Annotated in this window: 14 protein-coding genes; 4 read left to right on the top strand and 10 right to left on the bottom strand. The window is 35.8% G+C overall.

Annotation, left to right across the window (positions count from 1 at the left end; genetic code table 11):
• Positions 1-8 precede the first annotated feature (8 nt).
• The 7 genes from EJN90_RS01720 to EJN90_RS01750 form a co-directional block, all read right to left on the bottom strand.
• Positions 9-773, bottom strand: a complete 765-nt coding sequence (locus tag EJN90_RS01720) for an SDR family NAD(P)-dependent oxidoreductase (protein WP_126108582.1) — start codon at positions 771-773, stop codon at positions 9-11.
• A gap of 399 nt (positions 774-1,172) precedes the next feature.
• Complete coding sequence (locus EJN90_RS01725) at positions 1,173-1,829, bottom strand: hypothetical protein (RefSeq protein WP_126108583.1); 657 nt, start codon at positions 1,827-1,829, stop codon at positions 1,173-1,175.
• A 155-nt stretch (positions 1,830-1,984) separates the two neighbouring features.
• Positions 1,985-2,647 carry a DUF6320 domain-containing protein gene (locus EJN90_RS01730; protein ID WP_126108584.1) on the bottom strand — a complete coding sequence of 221 codons (663 nt, stop codon included), beginning with the start codon at positions 2,645-2,647 and terminating at the stop codon, positions 1,985-1,987.
• Positions 2,644-4,065: a condensation domain-containing protein gene (locus EJN90_RS01735; RefSeq protein ID WP_227872548.1), complete on the bottom strand. Its 1,422-nt coding sequence runs from the start codon at positions 4,063-4,065 to the stop codon at positions 2,644-2,646. Before EJN90_RS01735 ends, EJN90_RS01730 begins: the two co-directional genes overlap by 4 nt.
• The gene (locus tag EJN90_RS01740; RefSeq protein ID WP_227872549.1) at positions 4,040-5,005 is read right to left on the bottom strand and encodes an alpha/beta hydrolase; all 966 of its coding nucleotides are present in this window, start codon (positions 5,003-5,005) and stop codon (positions 4,040-4,042) included. The genes EJN90_RS01735 and EJN90_RS01740 overlap by 26 nt, the downstream gene beginning before the upstream one ends.
• Positions 5,006-5,146: 141 nt before the next feature.
• Complete coding sequence (locus tag EJN90_RS01745; protein WP_126108585.1) at positions 5,147-8,419, bottom strand: SNF2 helicase associated domain-containing protein; 3,273 nt, start codon at positions 8,417-8,419, stop codon at positions 5,147-5,149.
• 142 nt (positions 8,420-8,561) lie between these two features.
• Positions 8,562-9,602, bottom strand: coding sequence for a GNAT family N-acetyltransferase (locus EJN90_RS01750; protein WP_126108586.1), 1,041 nt, complete (start codon positions 9,600-9,602; stop codon positions 8,562-8,564).
• A gap of 233 nt (positions 9,603-9,835) precedes the next feature.
• Here EJN90_RS01750 and EJN90_RS01755 point away from each other — a divergent pair, with 233 nt between their 5' ends.
• Entirely contained in the window at positions 9,836-10,672 is an 837-nt protein-coding gene (locus tag EJN90_RS01755) for an aldo/keto reductase (protein WP_407657532.1), read from the top strand.
• A gap of 168 nt (positions 10,673-10,840) precedes the next feature.
• Here EJN90_RS01755 and EJN90_RS01760 read toward each other — a convergent pair whose 3' ends face one another.
• Positions 10,841-11,272: a GatB/YqeY domain-containing protein gene (locus EJN90_RS01760; protein ID WP_126108588.1), complete on the bottom strand. Its 432-nt coding sequence runs from the start codon at positions 11,270-11,272 to the stop codon at positions 10,841-10,843.
• Between the two features lie 34 nt (positions 11,273-11,306).
• Positions 11,307-12,785, bottom strand: a complete 1,479-nt coding sequence (locus tag EJN90_RS01765) for a gluconokinase (RefSeq protein WP_164543969.1) — start codon at positions 12,783-12,785, stop codon at positions 11,307-11,309.
• Positions 12,786-13,022: 237 nt separating this feature from the next.
• Here EJN90_RS01765 and EJN90_RS01770 point away from each other — a divergent pair, with 237 nt between their 5' ends.
• The 3 genes from EJN90_RS01770 (at position 13,023) to EJN90_RS01780 (ending at position 14,976) form a co-directional block, all read left to right on the top strand.
• Positions 13,023-13,982: a lactate/malate family dehydrogenase gene (locus tag EJN90_RS01770; RefSeq protein WP_126108590.1), complete on the top strand. Its 960-nt coding sequence runs from the start codon at positions 13,023-13,025 to the stop codon at positions 13,980-13,982.
• Between the two features lie 129 nt (positions 13,983-14,111).
• Positions 14,112-14,555 carry a MarR family winged helix-turn-helix transcriptional regulator gene (locus EJN90_RS01775; protein ID WP_126108591.1) on the top strand — a complete coding sequence of 148 codons (444 nt, stop codon included), beginning with the start codon at positions 14,112-14,114 and terminating at the stop codon, positions 14,553-14,555.
• Complete coding sequence (locus tag EJN90_RS01780; RefSeq protein ID WP_126108592.1) at positions 14,548-14,976, top strand: organic hydroperoxide resistance protein; 429 nt, start codon at positions 14,548-14,550, stop codon at positions 14,974-14,976. Before EJN90_RS01775 ends, EJN90_RS01780 begins: the two co-directional genes overlap by 8 nt.
• 49 nt (positions 14,977-15,025) lie before the next feature.
• Here the strand turns inward: EJN90_RS01780 and phnE are convergent, their stop codons facing one another.
• The gene (gene phnE, locus EJN90_RS01785; protein WP_126108593.1) at positions 15,026-15,841 is read right to left on the bottom strand and encodes a phosphonate ABC transporter, permease protein PhnE; all 816 of its coding nucleotides are present in this window, start codon (positions 15,839-15,841) and stop codon (positions 15,026-15,028) included.
• Position 15,842: the final 1 nt, after the last annotated feature.

The raw sequence follows: 15,842 nt of genomic DNA on the forward strand, positions 1-15,842 counted from the left end.
GTAATTCATTAACCTTGTTTTTTCTTTTGTTGTTGCCCGGCAATTTTTATAACAAGTTTTCTAGGAGCAATCTTCGCCAATATCGCAGCTGCTTTAATAGACGCACCTGGAATAATTAACGAATTTTTTTTGAACATTTGGTTTACTCCATAAACCGCACAAGTACGAGCATCAATGCTTTTAAGGCTAAATGCTGCTCCGGCAACTTGATTGAACTCCGTGTTTACCGGTCCTGGACAAAGTGAACCAACATAAACATCGCTCTTTTCTTCCGCTAGTTCTTGACTAACAGCAGAGCTCAGACTGGTGACATACGCCTTACTTGCGTAGTAAGCTGCCATATAAGGCCCCGCTGGCATTACCCCCGCAACCGATGAGACATTCAAAATATAGCCTTTATTTCTCTTTTTAAAATTAGCTAGAAATAATTTTGTTAGCACATGTACAGACTTGATGTTAACATCAATCATCGATAATTCTTTTTCTAACGGTATCTCTGTGTAACTTCCAAATGCCCCGAAACCAGCTGAATTTATTAAAATTGTACAATTTAATTGCTTGGTTTGCTCATATAAAGAATAGCAGTCTTCTAAATCCTCTAAATCTGCTACAATAATTTTAGATTTAGTGGGCAATTCTTTTGCTAATTGCTCTAATCGATCTAACCTGCGAGCAACAAGCACGACATCATAACCGCGTCTGCTTAACTGAATTGCTATCTCTCGACCAATTCCAGAGCTAGCACCCGTCACAATAGCAACTTCATTCCTCATGGTCTCAAACTCCTCTACTAACATTTTCTTGCTATTAGTATACCTTTTTCTGTCAGGACTCTCTATCTTTCCCTATAGTAATTAAGAATAACTTAATCAGCTATTAAATAAGCGGGACAAATAATGAAGTAAGAAAAGCGGACAAGTCCGCCTTGACCTATGAAAAAATAGGAAATTTGACCCTGAATTGTCAGGAGACTTCACGCTTCAGCGGGTTAGTCGAATGATATGCGTTAGCGAGCAGCGAAGCGCGCAATGGGGCAAATTTATCTTTTTTTCACTAGGTCAGGACTTGGAAGCTAGACATTGATGGCTGAACTTATAATCCCCTAGTCTACAAAGAAAGCTTATATAATTCAATGCAACAAAAAAAGTGGGTTTCCCCACTTCATTTTTGTTCTAGTTAACTTGTAAATCAGTGATTTCAATATTTGTTTCTTCTGGTGTTGCATTCATTAATAACTCTTCGTTGCCAGCTGGCACATCCAAAAAGACAGGCATTGCTGTATTATTTGGGTGTTCTCCGAATTCACTCTCGTCCAATGTAAACTTCATATTGTCCCACACTGGCGTCCCGCCTACAACAAAATTAAGGTTGAAAGAAAGGTTCTTCAAGGGCTCTCCAATACGATTGATTCCCATGAAGAAAGCTTGTAAACCACCATCTTCTCTTTCAATATAGTAACCCGTGTAACTTAAAGTGAACAATCCAACTTCACCTAAGTTAGCATTCGTTTCGGTAAATTCATTCGCTACTGAAATAACGTCATTGTAAATTTCAGTACCTTCATCTTGACGAAGCGTATCTGGTACGTAAAGAGTGAGACTTTGACCCTCTTCGCCTCCATTGTCAACACCCGATTCACTGGTTCCACCAGTTCCTCTAGACTCCTCACTACTTGCAACTTCACTACTACTTTCCGAAGAAACACTTTCTATCGTTTCTGAAGATACTTCAGTAGATGTATCTACTACTTCACTTGAACTCTCGCTATCACCACTATCTGTGCATCCTACGAGTAAAAATAATGCAGTAAGCCAAACTAATTTCTTCAAAACCTCCAACTCCTCTCACTATGTTTATATTTATCATATCATAGCCCGTTTCTATCTTATAATGATTTGAATTTGAACTTTAGGAATTGTATTGAGCGTTTAGCTTGGCAATACAAAGTTGCTGCTCTAGTGGCTATCCTCGGTTTATTTTTTTCTTATATAAACAATCGTTTTTGTAACTCTTTCTTTATTTCTTTTCCTTGGAAGATGATGATTAAACCTAGCATGATACAGCTCAATGAGATTGAACTCCAGGCAGGGATAACGTTATTTACCCATTTTAAAAGTAAGAATAGAGCTGGCACAAGCCCTAAGATACCTGCAGCAAATAAATACAATATATAATCTCCTGTTTTTATTTTTACAAATTGAACCGTCAAAAACATTCCCACAGTCGCAGAACCACAAATGATTGGTACCGCATATGTCGTTGACCATGCTGTCCACCCCATTAAATAATCTAAGTAAACACAGACTAAAGATAAGAAAATCAAGAGATACAAGATACTCTTTGCAATATTTCTACGTTTCCTGATTAATATTAAAGAAACAAGCCACATTGTTACCACACCAATAAAAGCACCTTGTAAGCCTCCAAATTCTCCTCGCCAAATCAATGCAATCGGATAAGAAGCAAATACTAGCAAAATTGAAACCAGTGATAATATCTTCGTTCCTTTCTGCTTGTTGAATTTTAATGGAACGTCTGGATATGGGCTGGCGCTTGCTTTTTTTTCTTCGTCTAATTTTTGCTTACAAAGCGGGCAGGTTTTCCAATCTCCTTTAATATCGACATTACAATGATCACAATGTCTCAAATTCCTTCACCTCCCAATTCTTCTTGGGTAACTTTATTTGCAGAAATCGTCACTGGTATTTCTTTTTCAGTCAGCATCGTCACATAAGCTTGTTGAATATCCGTTTCAACATAAGGACTTGAAAAAGAAATCGTCAAAATATCGCCATGGCTGATTGCACAAAACTGTGGGCGCACTGCAATTGTATGGAAATATACTTGATTTATATAAGGATCTACATATTCCGGAAAATTAACTCTTCCTAAATTTGAAATTGCGATAGTCAAATTACGGTTGTTTCTCTTGTTAATTCCTTTTAGTACTAAATCTTTTATAGGGCGTATAACCAGCCTCCCGATGGGGTGATATTCAAAGGCAATTAATCTGGTTAACCATTCTTCCAAATTTTCCTTACTTAATTGCGCTTCAAGCTGCTCTTTTAGTTCTTTACATATTTCATCCATTGAATTTTCTTTATCAAGTTGATATGTGTATTCCAAACGAATTGTTGAAAAGAAATTACGAGCTGTATTAGACGGGAAAAACTGCCTCAAATTAACAGGCACTGAGACTGCAATTGTCTCGGTCCCCTTAAAGTTCTTTGCAGTTTTTCGAATTGCTTCAATAAAGAGAGCTGTTAGATATATTGTCAAAGTGCTGTTGCAGTCTTTTGATAATTTCAATAGATCTTTAACCGGCAATTCTAATTCAATGATTCTTGGTCGATTATCAGGTGTATAAGTGCCTGTCACTTGATAAACCCTTGTATTCTTCTCCGTTTTATCAGCAACCGGCATAAAAATACTAAAGGCTTTTTTACCATATTTCGTTACGGATGAGCCAGCTTTCTTTCCAATTTCATTAAGAGATTGGACGGCAGACTCAGCAGCTTTCCCAAAATTACGATTCTCTTTTTTGCGAAAGTGTCTCGCAAAACTATCTTCTGCTAATTGCTGATAGGAATGTTCGGTGCGTTTAATGTCTTCCACTACTTCAATTTCTTCATTTTTTAACAATGTGTATTCTCGCAATAAATCTTGAAAAAACCATAACGCTCCGGTTCCATCTGACAGTACATGAAAGACTTCCAAACTAATTCTTTTCTTCCAGTAAATAACCCGAAATAACAATTCTTTTCGATCAAAATGATAGAGTGCTTCACAGCTCGGATTGGTATCTAATTTTACTACCGGCCTTAAATCGCTTTCCTCTAAGTAATACCAAAACACACCTCTTCTTAGAACACTGTGATAAAGTAAATATTGATCGTACACCTTATTTAGTGCTTTTTGAAGCAACTCCGAATCCACTGTATCAGAAATTTCTGCACTAAAACGGAAAACTTTGGTATCTTTTGGAGACATTGCTGCTAAAAAAATATTAGATGCATTATCTAAACGAACCCATTTTTTTCTATGGCGCATCATTCTGCTTTCCAATATATTCACTTCCTTTTAAGCTTTCATCTAAGAATTCTTTGATGAGTTTGTATGTTTTTGAGACGATTCCATTCACACTTGGTCCAGTAAGATAATCATGCACCGTTTCTTGCGCTTGAAAAACTCTTGTATAAGTACCAGCTTCTTTTAATTTTACTCCATAAGCCTCTCCTTCATCACGTAAGGGATCGAATTCAGACGTGATAATAAGTGCGTCAGGTAAATCGCTAAAATCTGCAGCCATTAAAGGCGAGATATACGGGGATTTTCGTAAAGCTTCATCCGGTTCATACATTTCCATATATTCTTGCATCTTTTTGGAGGTTAGGCCATAATCAAATCCATTTACATAAATACTTTCAAAGGGAGCTTGTTCTGTATGATCCCAGTAAGTAACTGGATTTATCAGAATCTGTTTCCCGGGTAATGTTTTTCCTTCATCACGCAGTCTCAAGCAAACTGCAGCTACAAGGTTTCCACCAGCAGAATTCCCGATTAAACTCAGTTTTTTTGCATCTGTTAGACCTGTCAATTCTAAGTTATTCGTTAAAATGTCTACCACTCGATAGCAATCTTCGAAACCTGCTGGAAATGGATATTCCGGAGCTTTTCGATAATCAACCGATAGTACTGTTCTACCCGTTGACTCAGCCATTTTCATACAATCTTTGGTATAGGTATCGTTATTCCCCAACACCCAGCCTCCTCCATGAAAGAACAACAGGATATCATCACTTTTTCTTTCTTTTGGATGAAATACTCTTATAGGAATGCTGTGAGAACCATCTTCTGAATAGATACTTCGATCAAACACTCGATAATTATTTTTAGGTTTTGCAGCAAAAATATTTTGTAGTTTGCGTACCCAAACATAGTCTTCCTGCATGTCAATTTTAGGTGAAGAGAGTAGCTTTAATATTAGTTTTACGATTGGATTCATATTGGTAACCTCGTCTTAAGATATTTTGTTTTTTATAGCATGCTGATAATCTGCTTTTTTGTCAAGCTTCCAAACAAAAAAACTAGGCAAAAGCGCCTAGTTTTTTATTGTTTGACATCCGAAATCGACTTCTCGTTGTTCTTATTCGCTTAATAATTCTAAAATTTCTTCTTTGCTTAAGGAGGTGATTGATTTCTTTTCATCAGAAATCACTTGATCAATCAATTCTCGCTTTTTGTCTTGTAATTCGCTGATTCGCTCTTCAATTGTTCCGGCGCAAATCATACGAATCACTTGAACGACATTCTTTTGACCGTATCTATGTACGCGGTCTGTCGCTTGGCTTTCAACTGCTGGATTCCACCAGCTGTCGTATAGAATCACTGTATCTCCACCAGTTAAGTTTAATCCTGTTCCACCAGCTTTTAAGGATATTAAGAACAGATCTTTCTCACCTTCATTAAAACGAGTTGTTAATGCTAAACGGTCTTCGTTTGGCGTTTTTCCATCAAGGTAAAAATAGTCATATTCTCTTTTAATTAACTCTTCCTGGATAATAGCAAGCATTTGAGTAAATTGAGAGAATAGCACCACTCGATTTCCGTTTTCTTTTGCGAGTTCTAGATACTCTAATAATCGTTCTAATTTTGCAGATCCTCCATTGAAATCAGGCATCACTAATCGTGGATCACAGCAAATCTGCCTTAATCTTGTCAAACCAGCTAATATCTTAATTCGGTTTTCACCTAATCGATCTTGTTCAATGATAGAATTAGCTTCGCTTCGAACTAAAGATAATTGAGATAAATAAATCGATTTCTGTTCCTCAGAAAAGTCGATATATTCAATGGTTTCTATTTTATCCGGAAGTTCTTTCAAAACATTTCGTTTTAATCGACGGAGAATAAACGGACTAATTTTACGATTAATTTCTGCTAATTCCATCGCTTTAAAAGATTTCTTTGTTCCTAAGAGTCCCGGAACAACAACGGAGAAGATGGAATACAATTCTCCTAGTTGGTTTTCCAAAGGCGTTCCACTTAGTGCAAATTTATTAAAAGAACGTAATTGTCGAACTGCTTTTGTCGTTTTTGCTGTATTATTTTTTACAATTTGCGCTTCATCCAAAATAACCGTCCTGAACTCCGTATCTTCGTATAACTCTGCATCTCGAATCAATACCGGATAGGAGGTAATCCATAATTTAATTTTATCTTCTTTTGCTTTTTCAATTTGCTTTTGACGTTCTTCTTTTGTACCTGTTATTAAGACTGTCTCAACGCCTGGTATAAACTGATTACTTTCTTTTTGCCAATTAAATAATACACTGGACGGACAAATAACCAATATTGGTTTAGATTGTTTTTCTAAAGTAGAGGCAATAAAAGTCAATGCTTGAATGGTTTTACCTAATCCCATGTCATCCGCAAGTATGCCTCCAAATCCAAACTCATCCAACGTTTTTAACCATTGGAAACCTTCTACTTGATAGGGACGCAAATTACCCACCATTGCTTCTGGTAAAGTATACTCTTCTTCATTTATCGAACTGATTCGGTTTAGAAAATCTTTAATTGAATTTTTTAACTCTGATCGTTTCAGAACTTCTTCATCAATTGAAAAGATTTTATGGAGCGGCAATTCCATTTCTCTTTTTACTTTACTAGCTTTTATATCCATTTTTTGCAGGATATCTTGGTATTCATGAAAAATTTGATCTTGTAGATTGATTATTTTTCCATTTGACAAGCGGCGATATTTTTTATTTGCAATCAAGTCTTGCATGATTTTCTTTAAATCACTCTCTGCGATCCCATCCATATCAAACGTTACCTGTAAGAGGTTTGTAGAGGAATCCATACCAACAACTAATTGTGGATGTACGGGCGATTCGTAGAGCAGTTGATCAAAAGAACTGGTTGTGTAAATTTCCATTAGTTGGCTGAACTCAGGAAGTGCATCATATAGAAAGCGATATACTTCATCAAAATCTACCAAAACCATTTTTTTATCTTCAAACTCAAAGGCAAAATCGAAAGAATAGAAGGAGTTTAAAACTTTTCCTTCACCTTCTAAATCTAACACCATTGATTCAGGTAGAGATTCTTCTTCCATAAAAAAGGTCGTTGGATTATATGTGTTCGGTCCATAGTGAAATTCAAGGTTGACCCATAGCTTGTCGTCTGACCAATCCAAATACATTTTTGGAATAAGTGGTTCTTGTTGATAATTTTCTTTCACTTGCTCCGAAATGGTAATTGGAAATCTTTTCGCAATGGATGGAACCGAAGTCATCAAGAAATCTTTCATCATTTTTTTTGGAATAACCACTTGATGTTCACTATTATCAGAAAAAGCATTTGCAACAATATTCAAAATACGAATCTCTTCATCGGTTAAAAAGAAAAAGTCATTTTCTTTAATCATAACCTTTTGCAAGGGAAACAAATAGAACATGTTTTTTTCTGGCTCCACAAGTGAAAATTGAAAGTGATCCGGCTCATTTGCTAACTCTCTAATTTGAAACGGGATCGGTAAAAGTACTTCTCCCTCATCAAATAATATGGGATTAACAAAGCTTTTCTGATCACTATCTCGATGTCCTTGCTTGATTTTATAGTGTTCCATTTGTAGTATTTTTTGTAGTGTTTCTTTTATTAGAACAGGCTGAATTTCGATCTCACTCTTATTCCCGTTGCTGTACTGATGGTACATTTGATGTTGAAATTGGTAATTTTTTAACTCTAACAAATAATATAACATTTCACGATCTTTTGATCCTATATAGTGTTCGGCTGGATCAAAGCTGAATTCTTTCCCAAAGACCATCGGCTGTTCTCTTAATAAGGAAAGCGAGATTTGTTCAATGTCCTTTACTTGGTAAAGTTTATCAACTCCCACTTTCACACGTACGGAACTTTCATCTTCGTTTTCAAGCGATTTAAAAGCGAAATGATACTCAAATGTTAATTTCTCTCTTCCTCTAAAACCTGTTTGTGCATCTAAAAAATCGGACATATGATCCATTATATATTGAGCTGCAAAATACTTTCTTGGATGATTTCCAGAAGTTTGATCTTGTTTACTCCCGGCAAATCCCCCAGCTTCTTTTGCTTCTTTTATGAGTTCATTGTATTTATACATCGTAGCAACGATGTGTTTACATGCTGTAAAACTTTCCATGTGTTTCGGGCAGGTACAATTATAAGATAGATATTGATGATTTTCATTAATCATTAATTCTGTTCGGTAAGCATTGCTCACAACGGCATAGACCTCTAAGAAGTCCCGTTCTTCATTCACGATAATGTTCTTAATCTCATTCTTACGGAAAATGTTTTTTCCGAGACGAATAACTGAATCAGATGATGCTTCTTCACTTATTTGCGCTTCACTTAGCAATTCCCATTTCATAACTTGAACAAAACCCCCAAAAAGTTCTCATTCCCTAAATTATAGCACACCACTTACATACTCGCAGAAATAAAAAGAAAAAGCTGAGACAATTATCCTCAACTTTTCTTACTTTCATTTTATTCTGCTGTTATTTTCTGCTTCATACATCTAACAAAAAATTAATGCTTTCAATGTTGAATGGTTTCTCGTATGCATAACGCAAGCCGCCATTATCTAAATAAATATGGCCACAATATTCGAATGATGCTTTTTCGAGTGCACGCTGCATGCTTTTATTATCAGGATGCGTGTCGATTCGAATACTATGATAATTATTCGCTGTCGCTATCGTTTGTGTATGCTCGAATATACGGCCCATTATTCCTTTTCCTAAATGCCCCTGTGCAACAGCAACACGATGAATGGAACAATAAGGCATCTCTGTTTTCCAAGCGCCATCTTCTATCTCTTTATAAAGCGGATCTTCTCCAAATAACAGAGCTACTACTCCAACAAATTCATTGTTTTCATAATACAAATAACTATTTTCGTTCAGGATATCTTTTTTAGCCGTTTCTTCATTCGGATATCCTGTTTGCCATTGATCAATGCCCGCTTTCTTTAAATTTTCTTTCGCATCATCAATGGTTCTCATGATCAAAGGAATATCACTCAAACTCGCTTTTTGAAGTCTCGTTGGATAATCTGTTAATACAAGTTCGTAGGCAGACCAAATTTGATCCGTGTGTAGTTCTCCGACAAAATGGAAGCCATTTTTTTCTAAAGCTCCTCTCATCATCTGGTTATCGGGATGGGTATCAAGACGGAGACTGCTGAATCCTTTCACAATACTGATGAGAGCAATATTTTCAATTATTTCACCAAAAATATTCTTGCCTCGTTCTTCATGAGCGATTGCTATTCTCTTTATAATTCCATAGGGTTGATTGGATGACCATGTACCAGATTTAATTTTTTCATAAATAGGATCTTCTCCATAAAACAAGGAAAAAGTCGCAACAACTTTATTGTTTATGCAATATACATATGCATTTTCATTTTTAATATCATCTATAATTTCCTGCTTATTTGGGTAATTTTCAGACCACATGTTTATACCTAATTGATTGAGACTTGCTTTAGCGTCTTTAATAATAAACATTTTCGCTTCTAAATCATTAAGCTTTGCTTTTCTTAACATCCATTCCACCTACCTGATTTTCATAATAATCTTTCTCACTATAAAGGAAAGCAGAAATAAATGTCCATTGTTTTTTTATATTTTTATTCTATTTTAATATTATCCTTCCCAAATAAATCATGAATAAAAGAATTATTTTCTCCAACTGCTGAGGGTTTTTCGATGACTAGCTATTCTTTCAATGGTAGACTATAACCAAAATATGATGCGGAGGAATGGAAATGTCACTACAAATACCTACTACCACACTGAATGATGGACTGATTATTCCAAAGATTGGTTTTGGAACGGTAAGCTTTAAGGGAGCTAAAGGTGTCCAAGTCATTTCTAGTGCGCTAAAAAATGGCTATCGTCTCATCGATTCCGCTTATAACTATGAAAATGAAGCTACTGTAGGAAAAGCAATTGAAAATAGTCCAGTTTCACGAGATGAAATTATTGTCACTTCAAAACTTCCTGGACGTTATCACGAATATGATAAGGCCATTTTCACAATACAAGAATCACTTTATCGGGCAAATTTAGATTATTATGATCTTTATTTGATTCATTGGCCGAACCCCAAACAAGGGAAATTTGTGGAAGCTTGGCAGGCTCTTGTTGATGCTCAAAAATGGGGCCTCCTCCGTTCAATCGGAGTTTCAAACTTCTTGCCGGAACATATTGAAATTCTAGAAAAAGAAACTGGTGTATTGCCAAGTATCAATCAAATTGAACTACATCCTTACTTTAATAATATGGATACATTGAATTGGTGTCTAGAAAAAGGGATTCAAGTTGAATCTTGGAGTCCTGTTGGAAGAAAATTAGCTGGTGACCTATTAACCAATGAACAAATCAATCAAATTGCGAATCGCTACGGGAAATCAATTACACAGATTATCTTACGTTGGCACATCCAACTCGGCTCAATCCCCATTCCACGTTCCTCTTCTTCTGCCCATCAAATTGAAAATAGGGATATTTTTGATTTTGAGTTATCAGAGGATGATATGGCTGTCCTTCATTCCTTAACAAAAGATGATGGAAGGATTGCTAATCAAGATCCAGCGGAATATGAGGAATTTTAAGATAGAAAGATGGGCACCACAATGCTTTATAGATAAAAACGAGTTAGGACATTTTTACCCTAACTCGTTTTTGTTATTTTGGCTCTATCATTTATCGTGTTGGTGCCTCAAAAGAAATTTCAAAATGATACTTTTACAATTCTGCCAACACTAAAAAACAGAGAGCCATTATTTTCCAAGTAATTCTCTGACAACTTGTGAGATGACTTTTTTGTCTGCTTTACCATCTAGTTCACTCATTGAAATTTTCATAGCATCTTTCATTGCCATTTCTGAAATACCTTTTTCAGATAAATAGGTATGAATTTCTTCTTTTGTCATCATCTGTGGTAAGTATGCGCTAATGATTTTCAGCTTTTCTTGATTCTCTTCAATCAAATCAGCGCGTTTCGCTTCTTCAGCAAAGCTAATTGCTTCTTCCGTTTGTTTTTGCTCTTTTAGTAAATAATTGATTTCTTCCGTTTCATCCATGTCACGTCCATTATCAATCTTATAAGCATCAAAATGTGATTTGATAATTCGTAAAACATCAATTTTCAAAGTTTCTTTGTTTTTTCGAGCTTGGATAAAATCTTTGTTAATTTGTTCTTTCATTGTCATTATTTACACCCCTTTCTCTTATTTTACCATGTTATTAGGAATTGGCAGAAAAATTAGCTTCCATTTTTTGTTGTTCGATATGCAAAGAATAAAGTTTTTGACTATACCAATAGTATTTTTTCATTAGCCTTTGATAGGCAGCTTTATTTTCTGCGTTCGGTTCTACTTTATTCGATTGGTTGATTTTACGCTCAGAACCAGCAACTAGTAAAACAGCTCCTAAGCAGCTGCTTTCAGCATCCTCCGGAATAATAAATGTTTTTCCAAAAATATCCACTGCAAGTTGTGTCCAATCTTTTGATTGTAGAAATCCACCTGAAGCAAGAATCCGTGGACTTTCTCCTGCGATGCTCTCTATTAAAAACAAGACTTCTGCTAAATTGAAAAGAACTCCTTCTATCGTTGCACGAACTATATCTGCTTTCTTATGGTAAATTCCTAATCCCTGGTAACTCCCCAGCATTTTCCCATCCCAAAAAGGCGCTCTTTCCCCATTTAAATAGGGGAAAAATAATAATCCATTCGAACCAGCTTTTGTTTCACGGATTATTTGAGGCAACTCAGAAAACAAACGATTTTCTTCCATAAATAATAGTGAATTTAACCACTGAATGACATTTCCACCATTATTTACTGCTCCGCCAATTACCCACTTTCCTTCCGACAAATAATAACAAAAAGTTCTTCCATCTCTATCTAATAGCGGTTTATCTACTGTCATCCGAATTGCACCGCTTGTTCCGATAGTAAGTGCTGCATCTCCTTGGTTGACTGCCCCACTTCCCAAGTTCGCTAAACAACCATCACTTGCACCCACAATTAATTTCGTTTCTTCCGTTAGTCCAAATGACTCAGCAGTCTCTTTATCTTTAAAAGAAAAATCAGCTGTTACGGATACTGGTTTGGATAATTGGTTCTTGTGAAGCGATAGAAATTGCAATATTTCTTTATCCCATGTTAAATTTTCTAAATCAAACAGCCCAGTCGCAGATGCAATGGAATAATCCACTACATAAGTCTCGCATATTCGCCAAAACAAATATTCTTTTATTCCGATAAATTTATAAGTATCTGCCAGTAAGTTCGTTTCTTGTTTCATCCATAATAATTTAGCAAACGGGCTCATTGAATGAATGGGCGTACCTGTTTTTTGATAAAACTCTCGCCAGTTTTCTTCTTTTTTAAAATTTTCTATATGATTAACGGCACGATTATCCGACCAAAGAATACAATTTGTAAGCGGACTTCCGTCTTTACTGACGGCGATTATACTATGCATCGCACTGGAAAACATTAATTCCGAAATTTTCACGCGCGGTTTTTTTGAAACAATTTCTAAAATTGCTTGTTGAAATGCTTGAAAAATATCTTTTGGATCTTGTTCTGCTCTCCCCGGTTCAGGGTAACACGTTTTATACGAAGCGCTTGCTGCATCAACAACTCGTACTTGGTCATCATACAACACCGCTTTCAAGCTAGTTGTGCCAATATCCACGCCAATTCTATAACTCATCTGCATCCCTCACTATATAAGTAAATCCCACTGTTTTTATACTTATATTGTACCGTATCGTTGAATCCTTATGTAGAAAAAATCATAGAATGGTTGTCTAGTATTTTTTTAGTAGTGCAATGTATCCATCATAATACCGATTTTCATGTTTTCAATATCCTTTTTTGATAATAAATGTTTTCTCTTTTCACTATATTTCCATTACAATAACAATAAATCGTTTTAGGAGGAAAAAGAATGCACAAGAATAAATTAGTTGTCGTTGGTGCAGGCCATGTTGGCTCACAAGTGATTACAAGCTGTAACTATTTAAATCTTTTTTCAGAAATAACAATTATTGATAAAGAAGAAACCGTCGCGCGAGGAGAGGCTTTGGATCATCGTCATGCCCTTCCAGCTTTTTATCGTGGAAATACTTCCATTACAAAAGGATCTTATGAAGATTGCGCTGATGCAGATATTATCGTCATTGCTGTTGCTGTGGATGAATTATTGACGGAAGATGGAAAGATGCCTCCAAGGTCTGCCTGGGGTAAACAAAATGCAAAACAAATTCGAGAAGTAATGGCTGGAATTACTCGTTATACAAACGATGCTATTGTTATCATTATTACGAATCCTGTAGATTCAATTACTTATATTGCAGAAAATGAATATCATTATCCTAAAGGAAAGATTTTCGGAACAGGAACAGCTTTGGATACATTCCGTTTAAGAAAAATAATTGCAGATAACTACAAATTGGACAGCCGCCTTGTGAGCGGTTTTGTAATAGGCGAACATGGAACAACTGCCTTTCCACTTTTTTCTACTGTCAATATTGCCGGCATTCCTTTTAGTCAGGCTGACGAAATCCTCTCAGTAGAAAACCGTTTGTCCACTGATTTCTTAACTAAAGAAGTTGTCCAAACAGCGAACGACGTTTTCGTTTGGAAAGGATGGACAAACACCGCAATTGCTGAAGTCACAGCTTCAATCGTTCAATCAATCGCATTGGACGAAAAAATGGTTTATCCCGTCACTGCGACAATCGATGGATTATATGGCTATAACGGCGAAGTCGCCTTCAGCACTCCTTCGGTCATTGGCAGCAAAGGGCTAGAACAGCAAATTGAACTCCCGTTAACTAAAGATGAGAGAAAATTGCTTGAGACATCTGTTTCCGATATAACGCTGGCCATTCAAGCATATCAGTAACAAGACAACTTTTAACACCTACTCTACAAAGAAAAGAAGTTATCTTTTGAGACAAACTTCTTTTTTATTTGACATCTTTTTTATTTGGTGTACAATTAAATTGTGCACAACTGATTTAGGAGGGAACAAATGAAAGGAAACCAATTTAAGCTAGATCAACAGTTATGTTTTTCAGCTTATAATTTATCAAAGCAATTTACTAAATTTTATCGGCCGGTACTAGATCCATATTCTTTATCCTATCCGCAATATATTGCACTTCTAGCACTTTGGGAGAAAGACCATATCAGCATCCAAGAACTAGGAAATAAACTAGGACTAGACAGTGGTACGCTCACTCCTATGTTAAAAAGAATGGAATCAGCTGGATATATCACCAGAGTTCGTAATCCGGAAGACGAACGAAAAGTGATGATAAATTTAACCAATCATGCCAATGAAATAAAAGACGAATTGCTTAGAAAAGTTTCTTCTTGTTTGGATCTTTTAAATTTTGATGAAACTGGGTATTTTAGTCTATTGGAAAAATTGTCTGAAATTAATGAAACTATAGGAGGAATAAATAATGACTGAATCAAAAGCTTTATATACAACAACAGCAATCAACACTGGTGGCCGTGATGGAGAAAGCCATTTAAAAGATGGAAGTTATTCTGTTAAAATTACTACTCCCAAAAAATTAGGTGGTTCTGATGAAGGACAAAATCCTGAACAATTATTCGCTTTAGGATACAGCGCATGCTATAACGGTGCACTTGAACTGAAAATGAAAGAATCAGATGTTTCTGGTAAAACTCGTGTTACCGCAGACGTTACATTGAATTCAGACCCAACAGACAATGGTTTTAAAATTTCTGTCGTATTGACAGTAGCAGTAGAGGGACAATCATTGGAAACTGCAAAGGAATTAGCAGATAAAGCCCATGCTTTCTGCCCTTACTCAAAAGCAACTCGTGATAATATCGTTGTTGATATTGAAGTAGAAGAATATTAATAACAATAAAAAAAACTTCTGACCAGAATCATTTCCGGTCAGAAGTTTTTTATCCTTTTACAAGACGGTCTCGAATTTTATTTGAGAAAAATTCTATAATTAATACTAAGATCACAAGCCCAATCAAGATTGATCCCACTTCATTCCATCGATAGGAGTTCATTGCGAAGATTAATGGTGCTCCGATCCCCCCTGCTCCTACCAAACCTAATACAGAAGCATCCCGCAGATTCATGTCAAAGCGATAAATCACAATCGACAAGAAGTAAGAAAATAATTGCGGTAAAATTCCATAATAAATTTGTTCAAACTTTGTTAATCCCATTGACGTCATTGATTCCAAAATATCAGTATCTAAATTTTCAATAGCATCGATATACAATTTGGTAACCATGCCAATTGAAATAAAAGACATCGTTAAAACACCTGTAAATGGGCCTGGACCAGAAACTCGTATGAACATCAATCCATAGACAAGGGATGGAATTGTTCGGACTGCCATTGTTAATAAGCGCCCTACGTATGCGACTGGTTTTGGCATTAATTTATAAGAAGATAAAAAGGCAAATGGTATTGCCAAAACAGCCCCAACAATTGTACCTAAAAAAGCGATACAAATTGTTTCAAACAAGAGATACAAGACTCCTGAATTCGAAAAATTAAATAAAAATTCTAAATCTGGGTGCAAGATACCATTTATAATACTTTGAGCAACTTGTAAACTTGATTCTTCTATTCCGTTAAAATTAACGGACGTTGCAGACCAGAAAATCAAGAACAAAACAATTACAAATAAACTTATCTTATAGAAACGATTACTTGGTTCTAAAGCGAACTGTTCTTCAACTCTTTGTGATTGATTCACC

It is taken from the genome of Jeotgalibaca ciconiae (genome assembly GCF_003955755.1).
GTDB lineage: Bacteria > Bacillota > Bacilli > Lactobacillales > Aerococcaceae > Jeotgalibaca > Jeotgalibaca ciconiae.